Here is a 16,688-nt window from a genome sequence, read left to right as displayed (position 1 = left end):
CACCAAACCAAGCGCCTGCAAGCAGCAAGCGAAACCGGTAAGTGTCTGCAATTTCACTTTAAGGCCACCAGCCATAATCAGTTATCCCTACCCGTCTCTCTAAGCATGAAGCTATCTTCTCACGCCCAAGGGTTAAAGGTTGAGGTCACAAAAAGGAAAGGCAGTTGGTCGTATGGCAGCTTTATTCTAGACATGAGCCAAAATTGGCCGTTACTCACTGAAAAAATCACCCTTCAAGACAGTTCACATAGTGCTTTATCAAATAACACCGTGCTGGCTTTTCCTATTGCGAAACAAGGCTAGCGTATGTTGTGGCTTTATCTGCACTTTCCATCTCTGCAGTTGGATACCTTGTTTAATTCTGAGCTATCTAATTCCGAGAAAGTTCACTCTAATGAAGAGTCACACGAGCAACCTATTATCATCGTGGATGAAAAAGATCACCGTGTGCTGCAAGCTAACCAAGCTGCGCTGCAATCGGGAATTTCACTTGGTATGGGGCTAGGGTCTGCGGCGGCGCTTTGCCATAACTTACACGTCCACCCTTACAGTATTGAGCTAGAAAAAAGTAAGCTCAAAGAGATCACTCAATGGGCGTATTTAGTCACTTCTGACATGGCTTTACTACCACCGAATGGTTTGTTGATTAAAGCTTCTAATATGCTGTCACTTTACGATGGGCTAGATAACTACTGGCATGAGCTCAAAAGCCACTTAGAAACGCTCAATATCCAGTTCAGCTTCGCGACGGGTTACTCGCCACTTTCTGCGATCCTTTTGGGTAAGCAATCCATCAACCAAGTCACTAATAATGTTGAGCAAATGAAAGTTTGGGTTAATCAACAAGCATTAAATTCCAGCGAGCTGCCAACTAAGCAAGTGGAACGTCTGAACCGTGTCGGCATTAACTTAGTGGATGACCTATTGAAACTGCCTTTGCAAGATGTCGCACGTCGCTTTGATATCGATTTGGTGAATTATGTCGGTCGCCTTAACGGCCAGTTCAAGCACCCGATTGATTTCTATCATCCACCGGAGAATTTTCAGCAATATTTGGAGCTGTTGTTTGATATTGAAAACATCCTGTTTATCGAAAAGCCGTTACTGAAATTATTAAATCAACTCGAGTGTTTTTTGAAGCTACGCGACCGAGTTGCTTTCGAGTTAACGCTGACTTTGCATCTGAGAGATAAAGACGACCACCCTGTCTCTTTTTATTCTGCTCAAGGTGATTACCTTGCTGCAAAGTGGGCGAACCTGACTCATCTCACCTTAGAATCACTGAAGATCACGGCACCGGTTCAGGGGCTGACCCTTTCCGTAATTCGTCATGGAGAACCGCAAATGGCCTACCGTGATCTTTTTGATGGCAATACAGGAACACTGGCCGCGTTAGATTTGCTCTCATTACTGCAAGCTAAGTTAGGGCAAGCCTGCATTCAAACACCGAAAATACAACACGACCCAAGGCCAGAAAATGCCAATCAGTACTCGCTTCCAACACTGAGTAAGTCTATGGCAAAGAGGCAAACACCCCCAGAGTTCGAGCAACAAACAGCGACTCTCAACATCAACCAACAGCGACTCAGGCCCAGTATTTTATTGCCAGAGCCCGAAGCCCTAACCGAAAATGTCACCTTATCCCAAGGCCCTGAGCGCATTGTTTCTGGCTGGTGGGATGGCGAGAAAATCATTCGTGACTACTTTATTGCTCACAGCGAAAATGGTCGGTGGCTATGGATCTTTAGAACGCCAGATAAGCAGTGGTTTTTACACGGCTTATTTAGCTAGCTTGTAGGAAAGTAAGTCAGTAAGAAAGCTAGTCTGTAAAAAAGTCAGTAAGAAACTTCGTTAGCTCGTCCGTTCCACGTACTCAATTTCAACATCCCTTTTCAATCATGTTCACTCGCAATGGTTAAGTAAGATTACGTTATGTCTCAGCAATACTCAGAGCTATTTTGCCAAAGTAATTACTCCTTCCTTGAGGGAGCCTCACACGCAGAAGAGCTTGTTTTACAGGCCGACTTCTTACGTTATAAAGCACTCGCTGTCACTGATGAGTGCTCGGTGGCGGGCATCGTTAAGGTTCACTCTGCAATCAAGCAACATAAACTGTCGCTCAAGCAAATTGTCGGGAGCATGTTTTGGTTAAATGAAGAGTGCCAAGTAGTGTTGTTATGTCCGAATAGAACAGCCTATGCAGAACTGTGCCGTATCATTACCAACGCGAGACGTCGTAGCAGAAAGGGACATTATCAGCTCTCTGAGTGGGATATCATGTCGGCTAAGCATTGTTTTATTCTTTGGCTCCCTCAACAGAAAAATGAAGACGCACACTGGGGGCAATGGCTCTCCCAGCATCATACAGGCCGGCTTTGGATCGGCTTACAACGACACCTAAAACAAACCGACCAACAATACACAGATTACTGCGTTGAGCTGTCACAACATCACCAACTGCCAATAACAGCTTGTGGTGGTGTGTTGATGCACAATGCTAACCGCTTACCCTTGCAGCACTCACTCACTGCTATAAATTACCAAAAGCCCATTACCGAAGTCGGTAGTCACTTACTCGCTAATGCCGAGCGCTGTTTACGAAGCATCAATAAGCTCTCACGTATTTTCAAAGCGGAATGGCTAGAAGAGAGCAACCGAATCTCAGAACTGTGCGAATTTGAGTTAAACAGTTTGCGCTACGAATATCCCAGTGAACTGATTCCTCAAGGTGAGACACCCATGAGTTATCTGCGCATGTTGGTCGAAAAGGGAAAACGGGCTCGCTTCCCACAAGGTGTGCCTAGCAATATTCAACAAATCATAGATAAAGAACTCGGATTGATTGGTGAGCTCAACTACCCTTTCTTCTTTCTCACCATTCATGACATCGTCATGTTTGCCAAAAGCCAAGGTATTCTTTATCAAGGTCGAGGTTCAGCGGCCAATTCCGTGGTCTGTTACTGCTTAGAAATCACCTCTGTCGATCCAAGACAGATCTCAGTGCTATTTGAACGTTTCATCAGTAAAGAGCGCGATGAGCCGCCCGATATTGATGTCGATTTTGAGCACGAACGCCGTGAAGAAGTCATCCAATACATCTATCAAAAGTACGGTAGAGAACGCGCTGCGCTTGCCGCAACTGTGATTTCATATCGCTTCAAAAGTGCAGTAAGAGATGTCGGTAAAGCATTAGGGCTACAAGAAACCCAGCTCGACTACTTCATCAAGAACACCAACCGTAGGGACAAAAGCCTAGGTTGGCAGGCTCAGCTCACTCAATTGGGGCTACAACCTGATTCGTTGAAGGGGCAACAGTTTATCCACTTGGTGAATGAGATCATCGGCTTTCCACGCCATTTATCTCAGCACGTCGGTGGCTTTGTGATCTCTTCTGGGCCTTTGTATGAACTGGTTCCTGTCGAGAATGCCGCGATGCACGAACGAACCATAATTCAATGGGATAAGGATGATCTAGAAACCTTGGGACTGCTTAAAGTCGATGTGCTTGCACTGGGTATGCTCTCTGCGATTCGTAAATGTTTTGACCTAATCAAACGCATTCATGATCGCTCGCTAACGATCGCAGAGATCACACGCCTCAAAGACGATCCTCAGGTTTACGGCATGATTCAACGGGCAGACACGGTCGGTATCTTCCAAATTGAGTCACGAGCGCAAATGAGCATGCTACCAAGGCTTAAACCGAGGACTTATTACGACTTGGTGATTCAAATCGCTATCGTACGTCCAGGGCCTATTCAAGGCGATATGGTGCATCCGTGTCTAAAACGTCGAGATGGCATTGAGCCAATCAGTTATCCATCTAAAGATGTGGAGTCGGTACTGTCGCGCACTTTAGGCGTACCGATATTCCAAGAACAAGTGATTAAGCTCGCGATGGTCGCTGCAGGGTTCACAGGTGGTGAAGCGGATCAGCTCAGACGCGCGATGGCCGCTTGGAAAAAAAATGGCAACGTCTTTAAGTTTAAAAACAAACTCATCGAAGGAATGCAAAAGCGCGGCTATGAGACAGAGTTTGCTGAGCAGATCTTTAAACAGATATGCGGCTTTGGCGAGTACGGTTTTCCTGAAAGCCACTCCGCTTCGTTTGCAGTATTAGCGTATTGCTCAGCTTGGTTGAAATATTACTACCCAGAATGTTTCTACGCTTCTTTGCTGAATAGCCAGCCTATGGGTTTTTATAGCCCCTCACAGTTGGTACAAGACGCACAACGACATAGTGTGGTGGTTCTTCCGGTATGTGTAAACGCGTCACAAGACAACCACATAGTCGTTGAACATCAGAACGGTTTAGCGATTCGCTTAGGGTTGCGACAAATCAGAGGATTCAGCGAACATGGAATTCAAAGTGTGCTCGCCAATCGCCCGCAATCCGGTTATCGCCACCCTAGCCAGGTGAAACAGTTGTCGATGAATAAGAAAGATATCGAACTACTGGCCTCCGCAAATGCGCTGAATAATGTCTCAGGAGATCGTTTTCAGACGCGTTGGGCAATGATGGACTCAGCCTCTGATCTACCTTTGTTTAACCAAGTCGATGACTATGCAGAAGATGATAATGGCGAGATCTCATTGCATCAACCCGATGAGATGCAAGATCTACTCGAAGATTTCACCAGTGTCGGGATTTCATTAAACAAACACCCAATCACTTTGCTCGAAGAAGCCAATCGATTAGGTCGATTCACACACATGAAGGACTTAATACAACAGAGACACAAATCCATGGTCACCGTTGTCGGATTAGTCACGGGTAAGCAATCACCCGGCACCGCAGCTGGGGTCACCTTTGTCACATTGGAAGATAACACTGGCAATATTAATGTCGTGGTATGGGGAGCAACCGCGCGCGCGCAACAGCAAGCTTATCTCACAGCCAAGGCTTTAAAGGTACAAGGGATATTAGAAAAAGAAGGGGAAGTCGTGCATGTTATCGCGGGTAAGCTCATCGATATTACCGAGGAGATTGTTGGCTTGAACACCAAGTCTCGGGATTTTCATTAGCGATGTATCAACTGTTTTTCTATCGTTCATTGACTAATAAACGATAGACGGAGAAACGAAAAAGGGAAGCATCAGCTTCCCTTCAATTCAATTTGTTGAGTTATGACTCAACTTCAGCTTCCGTACGTCTTTTCTTAAATTCCCTATACAGTAATAAGCTCAAAGTCATTACGACTTTAGAAGTCAACCATATCATTAAGAGGAACTACCTTAGATTGTGTGTGAAAAGTTACGCTAGTAGTTGAGCATATTTCGTTAAGAAAAATATGCTGTATGAATATTAGCAAACGTTTTCCATAAGGTCACTCAAAATAACCGTACAGCAATCTTAATTATAAAATCTGACGCATTCGCTCTTGAGTCACTTCAACCAGAAGGTCCGGTTGGAACTTAGAAATAAAGCGATTACACCCGACTTTCTCAACCATAGCTTCATTAAAACTTCCACTTAATGAAGTGTTTAGCGTGATGAATAGGTCATGCATTCTTGGATCCGTACGCACTTCATGCGTCAGCTTATAGCCGTCCATTTCAGGCATTTCGGCATCGGTGATCATCAACAATATTTCTTGATTGATGTCTTTGCCTTCATCACACCAGCCCTTAAGTAAGGTCAGTGCTTCTAAACCATCACAACATTCAATAATGTTCAAACCCAATTGCGATAAGGTACCTTTGATCTGGTTACGCGCGGTTGAAGAGTCATCAACGATAAGTACATTACGTCCAACCATTTCATTGGCAAGTTGCTCATCTAATACACCGTCAGAAATCGAAACATCATAATCGATGATTTCAGCGAGTACCTTTTCAACATCAATAATCTCAACGATCTTGTGCTGCTCTTCTTCTTGAATATGCGTGATAGCCGTCAGGTAATTGGCACGACCCGTTGTCTTTGGAGGCGGCTGAATTTCAGTCCACGTCGTATTCACGATATTACGCACTTGTCCTACCAAGAAACCTTGTACAGTTCGGTTGTATTCCGTGATGATCAAGTTATTTTCTTGAGTCTCATCTCGTGACGGTGGGAAGCCAATCGCGCTACGCAAATCGATAACAGGCACCGATTCACCACGTAGAGACGCAACACCCGTAATATGATGGTGAGAGCCCGGCAACCGAGTGAGTACTGGCACTTTTAGGACTTCTTTCACTTTAAATACGTTAATCGCAAAAAGTTGACGACTGTTTAAGCTGAATAACAAGAGCTCCAGACGGTTTTCACCGACCAGTTTGGTTCTCTGATCAACCGAATTTAAAACGCCAGACATACAACACCTTAGTGACAAATAATAACTGTGGCTACAATAGCCTACTTCAATAGGTTAAAGCAAAGCGCCAATGCACAGAATACTTAAACTAAGTACAACAAATGATGTTATACAAAGCTTAAGTACATGGAAAGGTTTCGGGTGAGGCTAAAAGACGAGTATAAGGAGTTAACCTTCAACAACTTTCATTAACAGTTGGCCATCATATAAGGCTTGTTTAACAAGCGCAGCACCAGGCATGGTTGCTTGTTTATAGAATCGAGATTCCACCAGCTCTAAATCTTGATGGTAAACCGATAAACTCTGCTCTTCGATACACTTTTGAATCGCAGGGTACAACACGCTTTTAGCCTGATTGATAACACCACCCACCAAGATTTTCTCAGGGTTGAAAAGGTTAATCACAATCGCTATCGCGGCACCTAAGTAACGACCTAGCTGTTCAATAACTTCAACAGCCAATGGATCGCCATCAGCAGCGGCAGCACAGATCTGTTCAATAGTGACATCTTCAAACACAGTTAAGGACGATGATTCACCATTAGCCAGTCGCTCTTTTACTTGATCACGGATCGCCTGAGAACTCGCGACTGTTTCTAAGCAGCCTCGGTTACCACAATGACAAAGTTTGCCCTGCTTATCGATCTGGATATGCCCAAGTTCACCGATATTACCGTGGCGACCTTGCAACACTCGGCCGTCAAGGATGATCCCAGCACCGACACCATGGTGAATCGAGATAAGAACTGAATTATCGTTATCTTGTGAGTGACCAAACAGCTTCTCTGCTAATGCCCAAGCTCGGGTATCATTGGCAATAAAGACAGGCAGACCTGTTTCTTTGTAAATCTCAGGACCCAACGCTAAATTTTTAACGTTGTAGTGCGGCATCTGCAACACAATACCTTGCTCAGAATTCACAAGGCCCGGTAGCGTAACCGCAATGCTTGTTACCCTATCGAGTTGCTCAGCATAGGTTTGGAAAAATTCATCAATTTCATGTAGAAGACGCGCAAGTACATCATCTTGGTCACGTTCATGAATATCAATCTTGGTATCGATAAGCACGTCGCCGCCCAATTCATGAAGCGCGATCGTCAAGTATCCGCGACCAAGACGCATCGACAGAAACTGCCAACCTTCGTTATTGGTTTGCAGACCGACAGCAGGACGCCCACGAGTCGTGGCTTCTTGAACCGTCGTTTCGTGAATAAGGTGAGCTTCAATGAGTTCACGGGTAATTTTAGTAATACTCGCCGGAGCCAACTCACTTTGCTTGGACAGATCGATACGAGAAATAGGACCTTTAAGGTCAATTAGTTTATATACACGACCAGCATTGACCTGTTTGATATGATCAATATGGCCCGGTTGAGCCATGTACATTTTACGCTCCAGAAATCATCAACGAGTTAATTTTTTTACTTTGCGAAGTAATTGTGAAGTCACTTGGTATATCGCCGTGACCAGTATCACGTATATACATGAATCTTTGTGTATCGAGTCAAATAGTTCGAGGAAAATTAACACCAAAATCGATAAATTGAGACTTAATTTTCAGAGTAAAACATCGTTATTGAGCCCTGAATTCAATAATTAGAGACAAATAATGAAATATCTCCCTAGCTCCCAATAAATAATCAATTAATGCATATACTTAATTCAGTCTTTTAAAAGATTACTTGGCCTCACTCTAGGAGTATTCATGACAGCCGAATTAAGAAAAACGAAAATCGTCACAACGCTAGGCCCTTCTACTGATAAAGGTAACGTGCTTGAAGAGATCATCAAAGCCGGTGCCAATGTCGTCCGCATGAACTTCTCTCACGGCACCAGCGACGACCATATACAACGCGCAGAAAACGTCAGAGCAATTGCAAAAAGACTTGGCACTCAAATCGCTATTCTCGGTGACTTACAAGGCCCCAAGATTCGAGTATCGACATTCAAAGATGGTAAAATCCAACTTGCTGTGGGTGACAAATTCACTCTCGACAGTAGCCTAGGTTTAGGTGCAGGCAACCAACAAGCGGTTGGTCTTGATTATAAAGAATTACCTAACGACGTTTCAGCTAACGACATCCTGTTACTCGACGATGGTCGTGTTCAGCTGAAAGTGACCGAAGTGGAAGGCTGTCGCGTTCATACAGAAGTCATCATTGGCGGCCCACTGTCAAATAACAAAGGCATCAATAAAAAAGGCGGTGGCCTTTCCGCAGAAGCGCTGACAGAAAAAGATAAGCGCGACATCGTCACTGCCGCCCAAATCAAAGTGGATTACCTCGCAGTGTCTTTCCCACGCAACGGCGCAGACATGCACTACGCTCGTCAGCTTGCACGAGAAGCGGGCTTAGAAGCTCACCTTGTAGCAAAAGTAGAGCGAGCAGAGACGGTAGCCACTGTTGAGAACATGGATGACATCATAATGGCCTCAGATGTGGTCATGGTGGCTCGTGGGGACCTCGGAGTAGAGATTGGCGACCCTGAATTGGTCGGAGTACAAAAACAGCTTATACGCCGTGCTAGAGCGCTTAACAGAACCGTCATCACCGCAACTCAGATGATGGAATCAATGATCTCAGCACCAATGCCAACCCGTGCCGAAGTGATGGACGTTGCCAATGCGGTACTTGATGGAACAGATGCGGTCATGCTTTCAGGTGAAACCGCTGCCGGTGATTACCCGGTTGAAACCGTAAAATCGATGGCAGAAGTCTGTATTGGCGCAGAGAAAATGGCGGGCATTAATAACCAATCTAATTACCGTATTGACCGTACTTTTGTCACCGCCGAAGAAACTGTCTCAATGGCAACCATCTACTCTGCAAACCATATGGAAGGCATTAAGGGCGTAGTCACGCTCACCGAGTCAGGCCGTACTGCATTGATGATGTCTCGTCTAAGTGCTGATATGCCTATCTACGCGCTGTCTCGTAACGAAGGAACACTTAATCGGTGCACCTTATACCGGGGTGTGACACCTATCTACTTCGAGACAGAAGCCGAGGATAGCTTTGACATTGCCCTATCTACGCTCACTTGCCTAAAAGAGAAAGAGCATCTTAAGTTTGGCGATCTCGTGATCGTCACTCAAGGCGACATTATGGATGTGGCGGGCTCAACCAACTGCATGAGAATCTTACCTGTCACTTAATCAGTTGGTGTTTTAGGTCAGTTCGTTGATCAGCGACCCAGCCAAGACCAAAAAAGGGTTATTGAACTAAGTTCAGTAACCCTTTTTCACTTCAGAACCTTGTTAGCTCATTGCGTACTAACTTTCAAATTCGAGTATTACTTATCAATTTCGAATATTATTTATCAGCAGCGCAAGTCGCCAACTGTGGCATATGTGAGCTGCGAGCGTTTTCCGTTGAAGTATAGGTTTCTACAAATCGGTAACCCGCCTCTAAACCTAAGTCGTAATCGTACAACAAATCTTCCTTGTCACTCATCAAAGAGCTCGACTTAAGCGGTTTGCTGGGTGCAATTTGAACAACAAACGCATCGTCCGGTGGAGAGTTCAAAAAGTTCTGAGTTAATGAGTAGGTCTGATAATGAACCATCAACATGTCAGCTAAGCCAGAATCAAACTTATCGCCAATCAAATGACTTAAACGATAAATATCATCAGCACCAAATAGCCATCGTCCACCATTGAGCAGGTCAAGGTGCCCTCTATCGCGCTTTTGCTCCTTTGAACGGAGAATTTGCTGCTGAAAGAATGACGTCCAATCGGTTTTCCATTGTTCTACTTTTTGTTGCCAATGATCTTGCACACTATCAAACGACTCACGGAACCATTCCAACTCCTCAGCCGATATAGGCTTAGGTGCTTTCATTAAGGCATGTTTACCTTGAATCTCCTTGGATAGCTCGGCTCCCTCTTCCAATACAGGCTCAGTACGTATCACGACTATCGATCGAGCTTGCCTACGCCATGCTTCTTGCACAGGAATAGACGCAGACACGCCACCGTCAACATAAGCACTGTCACCAATGAAGATTTCATCATTGTACAGACGAGGGATGGCACAGGTCGCAATCATCACTTTGTACCAGTCTTCTCCCATCAGAGGAAAATAATGGTCTCGTAAATCTTTAGAATCGGTTACTGCCGCAGAGAAATGGCGATCACCTAAGGTTTGTCGTCCCAAATCAAGATCAAGCTTGTATGGGTAAGCCATGATCTGTTCTAAGGCCCACTCTAAACCTAAGTTCTGTCGCTTTCGTATATAAGAGAAAAGATTGAAGAATTCTGGAGCCGTCGTTAAATCAAGAACGAAAGAACGACCTAGCCCTTTATCACGGCACAGATAGGCACACAAATTAAGCGCACCCGCTGAGGTGCCAAAGAATTCGTCGAAAGGGTCAAAATTAGAAAGAAGAAATGCGTCCAGCACACCAGCCGTAAAAATACTTCGCTGTCCGCCGCCTTGGGCAACCAGTGCTGTTTTTCCAGCAATAAACTTAGCGTAGTAATCTAAGTCTATTGCCGAATCAATATTGGTTATAATCCCACTATTCATTATTCCCTGAGTATAAAAACTCAGCCTCGCAATAGATGGTATTAGCTACCAATCGCAATAAAGCCAAATGAAAGAATGATGGTGTAGATTACTACTGTTATTTGTAGCGCATTTTTCAGGTTATGGTCCATAAACACCTCTGGCTTATTATTAATTTGTCGAGTCGCTATTTAAGTATTATCAGGTGTGTGAAGTATCTTCAAGAATCGTCGAAATTAGTCGCACAATATTGATGTAACCATCACAATTAGTAAGTGTATGGATAAGGATATACTCATGAATAACAAAGCAAATATGATTGCGCTTGTTGCGCTCATTTCCGCTTCAAACTTGTATGCAGCGCCGGAAATTATTATCACTCCGATGATTGGTTATACAGGTGGTGGTAGCGTCGAAGACCAGGATGGTAATACTTATGATATGGAAGGTTCAGAAAACTTCACCTTCGCCATTGAAACTCCGCTTGAGAAAGGTCGTATCGGCTTTTTCTATTCCAATCAGAGCTCTGAGTTAGAAACGCTCAATCTAAGCTCCTCAATTCAATACCTGCACTTTCAAAGCAGTATCTACTACCCTGCTTCCTCTGCGTTGTCAGGCTATCTAGGGTTAGGTCTTGGTGCTTCTTACGTTGATGTAGATTGGGCGAAAGATAAATATGGGTTCTCAACTTCTATCTTTGGTGGCTTAGAGTACAAATTCAGTGACCGCTTAGCGTTAAATACACAATTACGTTGGCTAGGTACTGTGGTCGACAACGACACCTCTGGTGTTTGTAACGTACCGAGCAATGGCCAAGACTGTATCATCCGCTTTGATACTGACTGGATGAACCAATTCCAAGCCAATGTCGGATTGAGTTTTACCTTCTAGGTTGAGTCCCCATATTGGATCAATAAGTCTTTAGACTAGAAGTATTCTAAGGAAATGAAAAAACCAGCTTGATGCTGGCTTTTTCATTATAAAAACGGTTTTCAGTTCAACTTAGAACTTGTAGGTCACACCTAGTGCACCGCCTACTTGTAACTCAACACCTTTGTACATGTCGAGCTCAGGGTGAACTTGTGCGTAAGCATTCCAACCTTCATAGAAATTCACTTTCACGCCTAGCGGCAAACGCAAACCAAAATCATCATTCCATTCAGCCCAAGCACCTGCACCAACATACCAACTTAAAGGCGCTTCAGTTTCAAACTGACCACGCTTAAAAATATAGTCAAATGCAGCGCCGTCATTGCCAATCGTAGCACGGTATTTCTGATCAAATTCCACAACGACACTCAGGTCTTGGTCGATGGCTAGTCCAACTTCTAAATCTGGGGCTTCAGAAGCATGAGCAAACGAGGCTCCGCTGCAACACATAAGGCCGATCAAGTAACGATGTTTCATAATATTCTCAGACTGTTTTGAAAAAACGGTAGGTTACTTGAATCATAGCTAAAGATGTCATCACTTGGTTAAAGATCGCAGCCATTAAACGATCAAGAACGAGTAACAACACATCGAGTTAAGTGGTAATTCACTGATTTAGAAAAGATGAAACGTAGAAAGGTCTTTATGTTGCAGAAAACAAAAAAGGAGGCCTTTCGGCCTCCTTTCAATTTATTGAATCAGTGAATTAACCGTTGTTACGAATCCACTCATCCATGTCTGTCTTAAGGTTGTCAGACTTAGTACCGAAGATAGCTTGTACGCCACCAGCAACTACAACAACACCAGCTGCGCCTAGTTTCTTCAGTTTGTCTTGGTCAACAGCTTCTGTATCAGCTACTGCAACACGTAGACGAGTAATACAAGCGTCAAGACCAGTGATGTTCGCTTTGCCACCGAATGCAGCAACTAACTCACCAGCAAGCTCAGTACCAGTTGCAACGATGTCGTCTTCTGACTCGTCTTCGCGACCTGGAGTTTTAAGGTCAAGTGCTTTAATCACAGTGCGGAATACAATGTAGTAAATTGCAGCGTAACCAATACCACATACAACCATTAGGCCCATCTTAGACGCGTTGCCAGATAGAACTAGGAAGTCGATTAGACCGTGTGAGAAAGATGTACCGTGTACAAAACCTAGAGTGTTCGCAAGAACGTATGCAGAACCAGCTAGTAGAGCGTGGATTGCGTACAGTACTGGAGCAACGAATAGGAATGAGAATTCGATTGGTTCAGTGATACCCGTTAGGAATGAAGTCAACGCAGCAGAAGCCATGATGCCCATTACTTTAGCGCGGTTTTCAGGCTTAGCTGAGTGTGCAATTGCGATTGCAGCAGCAGGTAGACCGAACATCTTGAACATGTAACCACCAGCTAGCTGACCGAAGCCATTGCCCGCTGCACGAGATGCGTCATCAGCAACTAGGTAACAAGTAAGAACACCGTTTTGAGTTTCGCCAGCAGCGTTTACACAAGTACCAGCTTCAAAGAAGAAAGGTACGTTCCAAACGTGGTGAAGACCAAATGGAATTAGAGAACGCTCAACGATACCGTAGATACCAAACGCCACTTGTGGGTTTTGGTGAGCAGCCCAATCAGAGAACGCAGAAATAGCGCCGCCAACTGGTGGCCATACTACAGATAGTAGGATTGCTAGACCAATCGCAGAGAAACCTGTGATGATTGGCACGGCACGCTTACCAGCGAAGAAGCCTAGGTACTCTGGTAGTTGAATACGGAAGAAACGGTTGAATGCCCAAGCAGCAACACCACCGACTAGGATACCACCTAGTACACCAGTATCGATTTTATCAACGCCCATTACACCAGCCATTACGCCAAGTGTAGCAGTCATGATGCCGTAACCAACGATAGCAGCTAGACCCGCTACGCCGTCGTTATTAGTAAAGCCAAGTGCTACACCTACTGCGAACAGTAGTGCCATTTGACCGAATACTGAACCACCCGCTTGTTCCATTAAGTTTGAAACAATTTCTGGAATGAAAGGAAGGTCTGCTGCACCGACACCTAGCAAAATACCCGCAACTGGTAAAACTGATACTGGTAGCATCAGAGACTTACCAACTTTCTGCAGGTTAGCAAAAAGGTTCTTAAACATGTTTATGCTCCTGATAAAGATAAAATAATTATATGGGTTCTAACGGCACACCCCCGTAGCCTATATGTTAGCACCCAGTGAAAATGTAACCATGTATTGCATTATATTTTCTGCCGCTAAATATATATTGATGCGGAACTAACTTTCTAGTCACTTACGAAATTTAGTTTCAAAACACGTCTTGGATCACATGTCAAATCTAGAAATGCAATGCTTTACAAGCAATTAAATCATTGAAATATATCTATATTTTTTGATAGGTGTATTATTTTACTGGGTAAATAAAATAGGAGCTAATGTTATTTTTAGTAACAAAATTACAAATGATGTAAATAGTGCTCTCAAGTTCAACATAATTAGTAAACATTAAAAAAAAACGTACTTTTGGTGATCAAAAACACAAAAAGGGAGCTTTCGCTCCCTTTTATTTGTTTAGTTAGTTTTTTATCGCAAAAAAAGTTTTCGGTAATTTTTGGTTGTTTGTTCAGCAACCTCTTTCATTGACAGCCCTTTCAGCTGCGCGATATAAGCCGCTACTTCCACCACATATGCAGGCTGATTCTGGTTACCACGATATGGAACTGGGGCAAGATATGGAGAATCCGTCTCGATCAACAGTCGATCAAGCGGCAAATTCTTTACGACTTCTTTAAGTTCCGTCGCTTGCCTAAAAGTAACGATCCCTGAGATCGAGATATAAAAACCTAACTCCATTGCCGCTTCGGCGAACGCTTGATCTTCAGTAAAGCAATGAATCACACCGCCGCACTTCTCTGCTCCACCATCGCGTAAAATAGCTAACGTATCTTCACGCGCGTTACGCGTGTGGATGATCAAAGGTTTATTAAGCTCAACAGCCAACTCAACGTGCTGCTTGAACCTAAGCTGTTGTAGTTCTGCCGTCTCTGGCTGGTAGTGATAATCTAAGCCTGTCTCACCTATCGCCACAACCTTTGGATTGCTCGCATACTCACGCATTCTTTCTAGACAGAAATCGCTCTCTACATCGAGAGGGTGAACGCCACAAGAAGCTTTAACGTTATCGAACGGCGAGATCATCTCAAGCATGTTTTCAAACGAGTCTAATGTCACACCGACAGAAAGTAGTTGGTCTACGTTTGCTGCCTTCGCCTTATTAACCACGTCTTCTACACTGGTGTGTAAATCTTGGTAATCCAGTTTGTCTAAATGACAGTGGGAATCTACGAACATGTTTCCTCGCAAGTGGCAATCAGCCAGTTCATTATGAGTAGCTCCGTATTGAGCCCGGGGTGTTGCTTTAACTGCTCAATCAATATCAACAGTTTATTCGATGCTGCGTAAGCACTTTGATAAGACATTACCTCAACCAAAGCTTTCGCACTCGGAGTCATCGCCTGATTCGCCAAACCAAAATGCAGCTTTTGCACGTCAGACAGTAAGTGCCATAGCCAGCCAAGTTGAACCAAAGGATTTTTACTAAGCTCTGTGGAAAACTTCAGCGTGTCAGGTTGAGTGCCTTTGATTACATTGACAAAGCCATCGAGCACTTTTGTTGAGGCTTCAACACCGCCTTGCTCAAACATGGCTTTCGCTTTCAAAGGCGCGTTGTCATTGAGCGCTAGAATATACTGCGGAACCGCTTTACCTACTTCCCCATCTAGCCAAGTCGATCCAGTATCCAACTGTGGGCTAACCACATTGAATTGCTGACAGCGGCTAATAATAGTCGGCATTAAGCGATTACTGTTACGAGTAGAAAGAATGAAGATGCACTTACTTGATGGCTCTTCTAGAGTTTTCAGCAATGCGTTCGACGCCGATTCGTTCATCGCCTCGGCAGGGTTAAGCAAGATAACGCGCAAACCACCTAACTGGGACGATTGTTGAGCCCAGCGGTTACTCGCACGTACTTGGTCAACGGTAATCGATTTACCTTCTTTCTCAGGTTCAATCACATGGAAATCCGGATGACTCCCCGATTTCATCAATTCACAACTGTGGCAAAATCCACACGACTCGCTTTCGTAATTAGTACACATTAATGCATCGGTAAGTTGGCTAATCAGCGCATCAACGCCGAGCCCTTCCGGTGCATTAACAATCACAGAGTTAGGAAAACGCTCTGCATCGAGACTTTTTTTCCACTCACTCCATACAGGTGTGAGCCAAGAATAAACTTCAGCCATGACTACCTACTGTTTATTGAGCCAAGCACTTAGCGCGACTTTAATATCAGCGGCTACTTGCTCAATTTCTTGCTGTGCATTAACCACAAGAACCGTTTCGTCCTGTTCTGCAATCTCAAGGTAACGTTCACGTGTACGATCGAAGAATGAGATATCCATCTTTTCGATTCTATCGAGCTCACCACGGCCTCTAGCGCGTTCAAGCCCTACTCTAGGATCAAGATCCAAGTATAGGGTTAGATCTGGCTTAAAATCGCCTAGCGTGGTTTCTTTCAGTGATTCCATCGTAGTGCGTGCGATCTGACGACCACCACCTTGATAAGCTTGAGAAGACATATCATGGCGATCACCCAATACCCATTGACCGCTGTCTAATGCGGGCTTGATGACGTTTTCTACTAATTGAACACGTGCCGCGTACATCAGCAATAGTTCCGTCATATCTTGAAGCTTCTCACCTTCGTGCTCTTCTTTAACCAATGAACGCATCTTTTCAGCTAAGACAGTGCCACCCGGCTCACGAGTATTGACGATATCTTCAACACCCGATGCTTTTAATGTCTCAACGATGGCATTGATTGCTGTACTTTTGCCAGCACCTTCAAGGCCTTCAACTACGATAAATTTCGACTGATTCATAATTATTTCT

The 16,688-nt window shown here is 44.3% G+C and carries 13 protein-coding genes and 1 pseudogene; 5 read left to right on the top strand and 9 right to left on the bottom strand.

Annotated features, from left to right (window positions below; translation table 11 throughout):
• The 3 genes and pseudogenes from AACR09_RS04185 to AACR09_RS04175 form a co-directional block, all read left to right on the top strand.
• Positions 1-303 (top strand): annotated as a pseudogene (locus AACR09_RS04185) (translesion DNA synthesis-associated protein ImuA); the annotation flags it as partial.
• Positions 304-306: 3 nt separating this feature from the next.
• Complete coding sequence (locus AACR09_RS04180; RefSeq protein WP_193836042.1) at positions 307-1,791, top strand: Y-family DNA polymerase; 1,485 nt, start codon at positions 307-309, stop codon at positions 1,789-1,791.
• Positions 1,792-1,932: 141 nt separating this feature from the next.
• Positions 1,933-5,025, top strand: a complete 3,093-nt coding sequence (locus AACR09_RS04175; RefSeq protein ID WP_193836041.1) for an error-prone DNA polymerase — start codon at positions 1,933-1,935, stop codon at positions 5,023-5,025.
• 332 nt (positions 5,026-5,357) lie between these two features.
• Here AACR09_RS04175 and AACR09_RS04170 read toward each other — a convergent pair whose 3' ends face one another.
• Both AACR09_RS04170 and mlc read right to left on the bottom strand, forming a co-directional pair.
• Positions 5,358-6,299 carry a chemotaxis protein CheV gene (locus AACR09_RS04170; RefSeq protein ID WP_004736572.1) on the bottom strand — a complete coding sequence of 314 codons (942 nt, stop codon included), beginning with the start codon at positions 6,297-6,299 and terminating at the stop codon, positions 5,358-5,360.
• 168 nt (positions 6,300-6,467) lie between these two features.
• The gene (mlc, locus tag AACR09_RS04165; protein WP_004736570.1) at positions 6,468-7,685 is read right to left on the bottom strand and encodes a sugar metabolism global transcriptional regulator Mlc; all 1,218 of its coding nucleotides are present in this window, start codon (positions 7,683-7,685) and stop codon (positions 6,468-6,470) included.
• Positions 7,686-8,004: 319 nt separating this feature from the next.
• Here mlc and pyk point away from each other — a divergent pair, with 319 nt between their 5' ends.
• Entirely contained in the window at positions 8,005-9,453 is a 1,449-nt protein-coding gene (pyk, locus tag AACR09_RS04160; RefSeq protein WP_004736568.1) for a pyruvate kinase, read from the top strand.
• Positions 9,454-9,610: 157 nt separating this feature from the next.
• On the opposite strand, the gene AACR09_RS04155 is transcribed toward pyk, so the two are convergent.
• Together AACR09_RS04155 and cydH are read right to left on the bottom strand one after the other, a co-directional pair.
• Positions 9,611-10,825: a patatin-like phospholipase family protein gene (locus AACR09_RS04155; RefSeq protein WP_017088593.1), complete on the bottom strand. Its 1,215-nt coding sequence runs from the start codon at positions 10,823-10,825 to the stop codon at positions 9,611-9,613.
• Between the two features lie 41 nt (positions 10,826-10,866).
• Complete coding sequence (gene cydH / locus AACR09_RS04150) at positions 10,867-10,956, bottom strand: cytochrome bd-I oxidase subunit CydH (RefSeq protein ID WP_099165371.1); 90 nt, start codon at positions 10,954-10,956, stop codon at positions 10,867-10,869.
• Between the two features lie 145 nt (positions 10,957-11,101).
• Between cydH and AACR09_RS04145 the strand changes: the two genes are divergently transcribed.
• Entirely contained in the window at positions 11,102-11,695 is a 594-nt protein-coding gene (locus tag AACR09_RS04145; protein WP_029224602.1) for a hypothetical protein, read from the top strand.
• A gap of 111 nt (positions 11,696-11,806) precedes the next feature.
• Here AACR09_RS04145 and AACR09_RS04140 read toward each other — a convergent pair whose 3' ends face one another.
• From AACR09_RS04140 to tmk, 5 genes are all read right to left on the bottom strand, one after another.
• Positions 11,807-12,211: a hypothetical protein gene (locus AACR09_RS04140; protein WP_004736563.1), complete on the bottom strand. Its 405-nt coding sequence runs from the start codon at positions 12,209-12,211 to the stop codon at positions 11,807-11,809.
• A gap of 229 nt (positions 12,212-12,440) precedes the next feature.
• Positions 12,441-13,871: a PTS glucose transporter subunit IIBC gene (gene ptsG / locus AACR09_RS04135; RefSeq protein WP_004736562.1), complete on the bottom strand. Its 1,431-nt coding sequence runs from the start codon at positions 13,869-13,871 to the stop codon at positions 12,441-12,443.
• Between the two features lie 444 nt (positions 13,872-14,315).
• On the bottom strand, positions 14,316-15,083 hold the full coding sequence (locus AACR09_RS04130; protein WP_193836040.1) for a TatD family hydrolase: 768 nt from the start codon (positions 15,081-15,083) through the stop codon (positions 14,316-14,318).
• A complete protein-coding gene (locus AACR09_RS04125; protein WP_193836039.1) occupies positions 15,074-16,039 on the bottom strand; it encodes a DNA polymerase III subunit delta' in 966 nt (321 codons plus the stop codon). The genes AACR09_RS04130 and AACR09_RS04125 overlap by 10 nt, the downstream gene beginning before the upstream one ends.
• Before the next feature lie 6 nt (positions 16,040-16,045).
• Positions 16,046-16,678, bottom strand: a complete 633-nt coding sequence (gene tmk, locus AACR09_RS04120) for a dTMP kinase (RefSeq protein WP_102575571.1) — start codon at positions 16,676-16,678, stop codon at positions 16,046-16,048.
• Positions 16,679-16,688 lie beyond the last annotated feature (10 nt).

It is taken from the genome of Vibrio sp. OPT20, from assembly GCF_963889365.1.
Taxonomy (GTDB): Bacteria; Pseudomonadota; Gammaproteobacteria; order Enterobacterales; family Vibrionaceae; genus Vibrio; species Vibrio splendidus.
Note: the sequence above shows the minus strand (reverse complement) of the source record. Positions and strands in the feature narration are given on the sequence as shown.

Bases quoted from the DNA above. Each gene is read 5' to 3' on its own strand.
- ptsG (WP_004736562.1), bottom strand. From the start codon at position 13,871: ATGTTTAAGAACCTTTTTGCTAACCTGCAGAAAGTTGGTAAGTCTCTG.
- AACR09_RS04130 (WP_193836040.1), bottom strand. From the start codon at position 15,083: ATGTTCGTAGATTCCCACTGTCATTTAGACAAACTGGATTACCAAGAT.
- AACR09_RS04145 (WP_029224602.1), top strand. From the start codon at position 11,102: ATGAATAACAAAGCAAATATGATTGCGCTTGTTGCGCTCATTTCCGCT.
- AACR09_RS04175 (WP_193836041.1), top strand. From the start codon at position 1,933: ATGTCTCAGCAATACTCAGAGCTATTTTGCCAAAGTAATTACTCCTTC.
- AACR09_RS04125 (WP_193836039.1), bottom strand. From the start codon at position 16,039: ATGGCTGAAGTTTATTCTTGGCTCACACCTGTATGGAGTGAGTGGAAA.
- AACR09_RS04140 (WP_004736563.1), bottom strand. From the start codon at position 12,211: ATGAAACATCGTTACTTGATCGGCCTTATGTGTTGCAGCGGAGCCTCG.
- pyk (WP_004736568.1), top strand. From the start codon at position 8,005: ATGACAGCCGAATTAAGAAAAACGAAAATCGTCACAACGCTAGGCCCT.
- AACR09_RS04155 (WP_017088593.1), bottom strand. From the start codon at position 10,825: ATGAATAGTGGGATTATAACCAATATTGATTCGGCAATAGACTTAGAT.
- AACR09_RS04170 (WP_004736572.1), bottom strand. From the start codon at position 6,299: ATGTCTGGCGTTTTAAATTCGGTTGATCAGAGAACCAAACTGGTCGGT.
- tmk (WP_102575571.1), bottom strand. From the start codon at position 16,678: ATGAATCAGTCGAAATTTATCGTAGTTGAAGGCCTTGAAGGTGCTGGC.
- AACR09_RS04180 (WP_193836042.1), top strand. From the start codon at position 307: ATGTTGTGGCTTTATCTGCACTTTCCATCTCTGCAGTTGGATACCTTG.
- mlc (WP_004736570.1), bottom strand. From the start codon at position 7,685: ATGTACATGGCTCAACCGGGCCATATTGATCATATCAAACAGGTCAAT.
- cydH (WP_099165371.1), bottom strand. From the start codon at position 10,956: ATGGACCATAACCTGAAAAATGCGCTACAAATAACAGTAGTAATCTAC.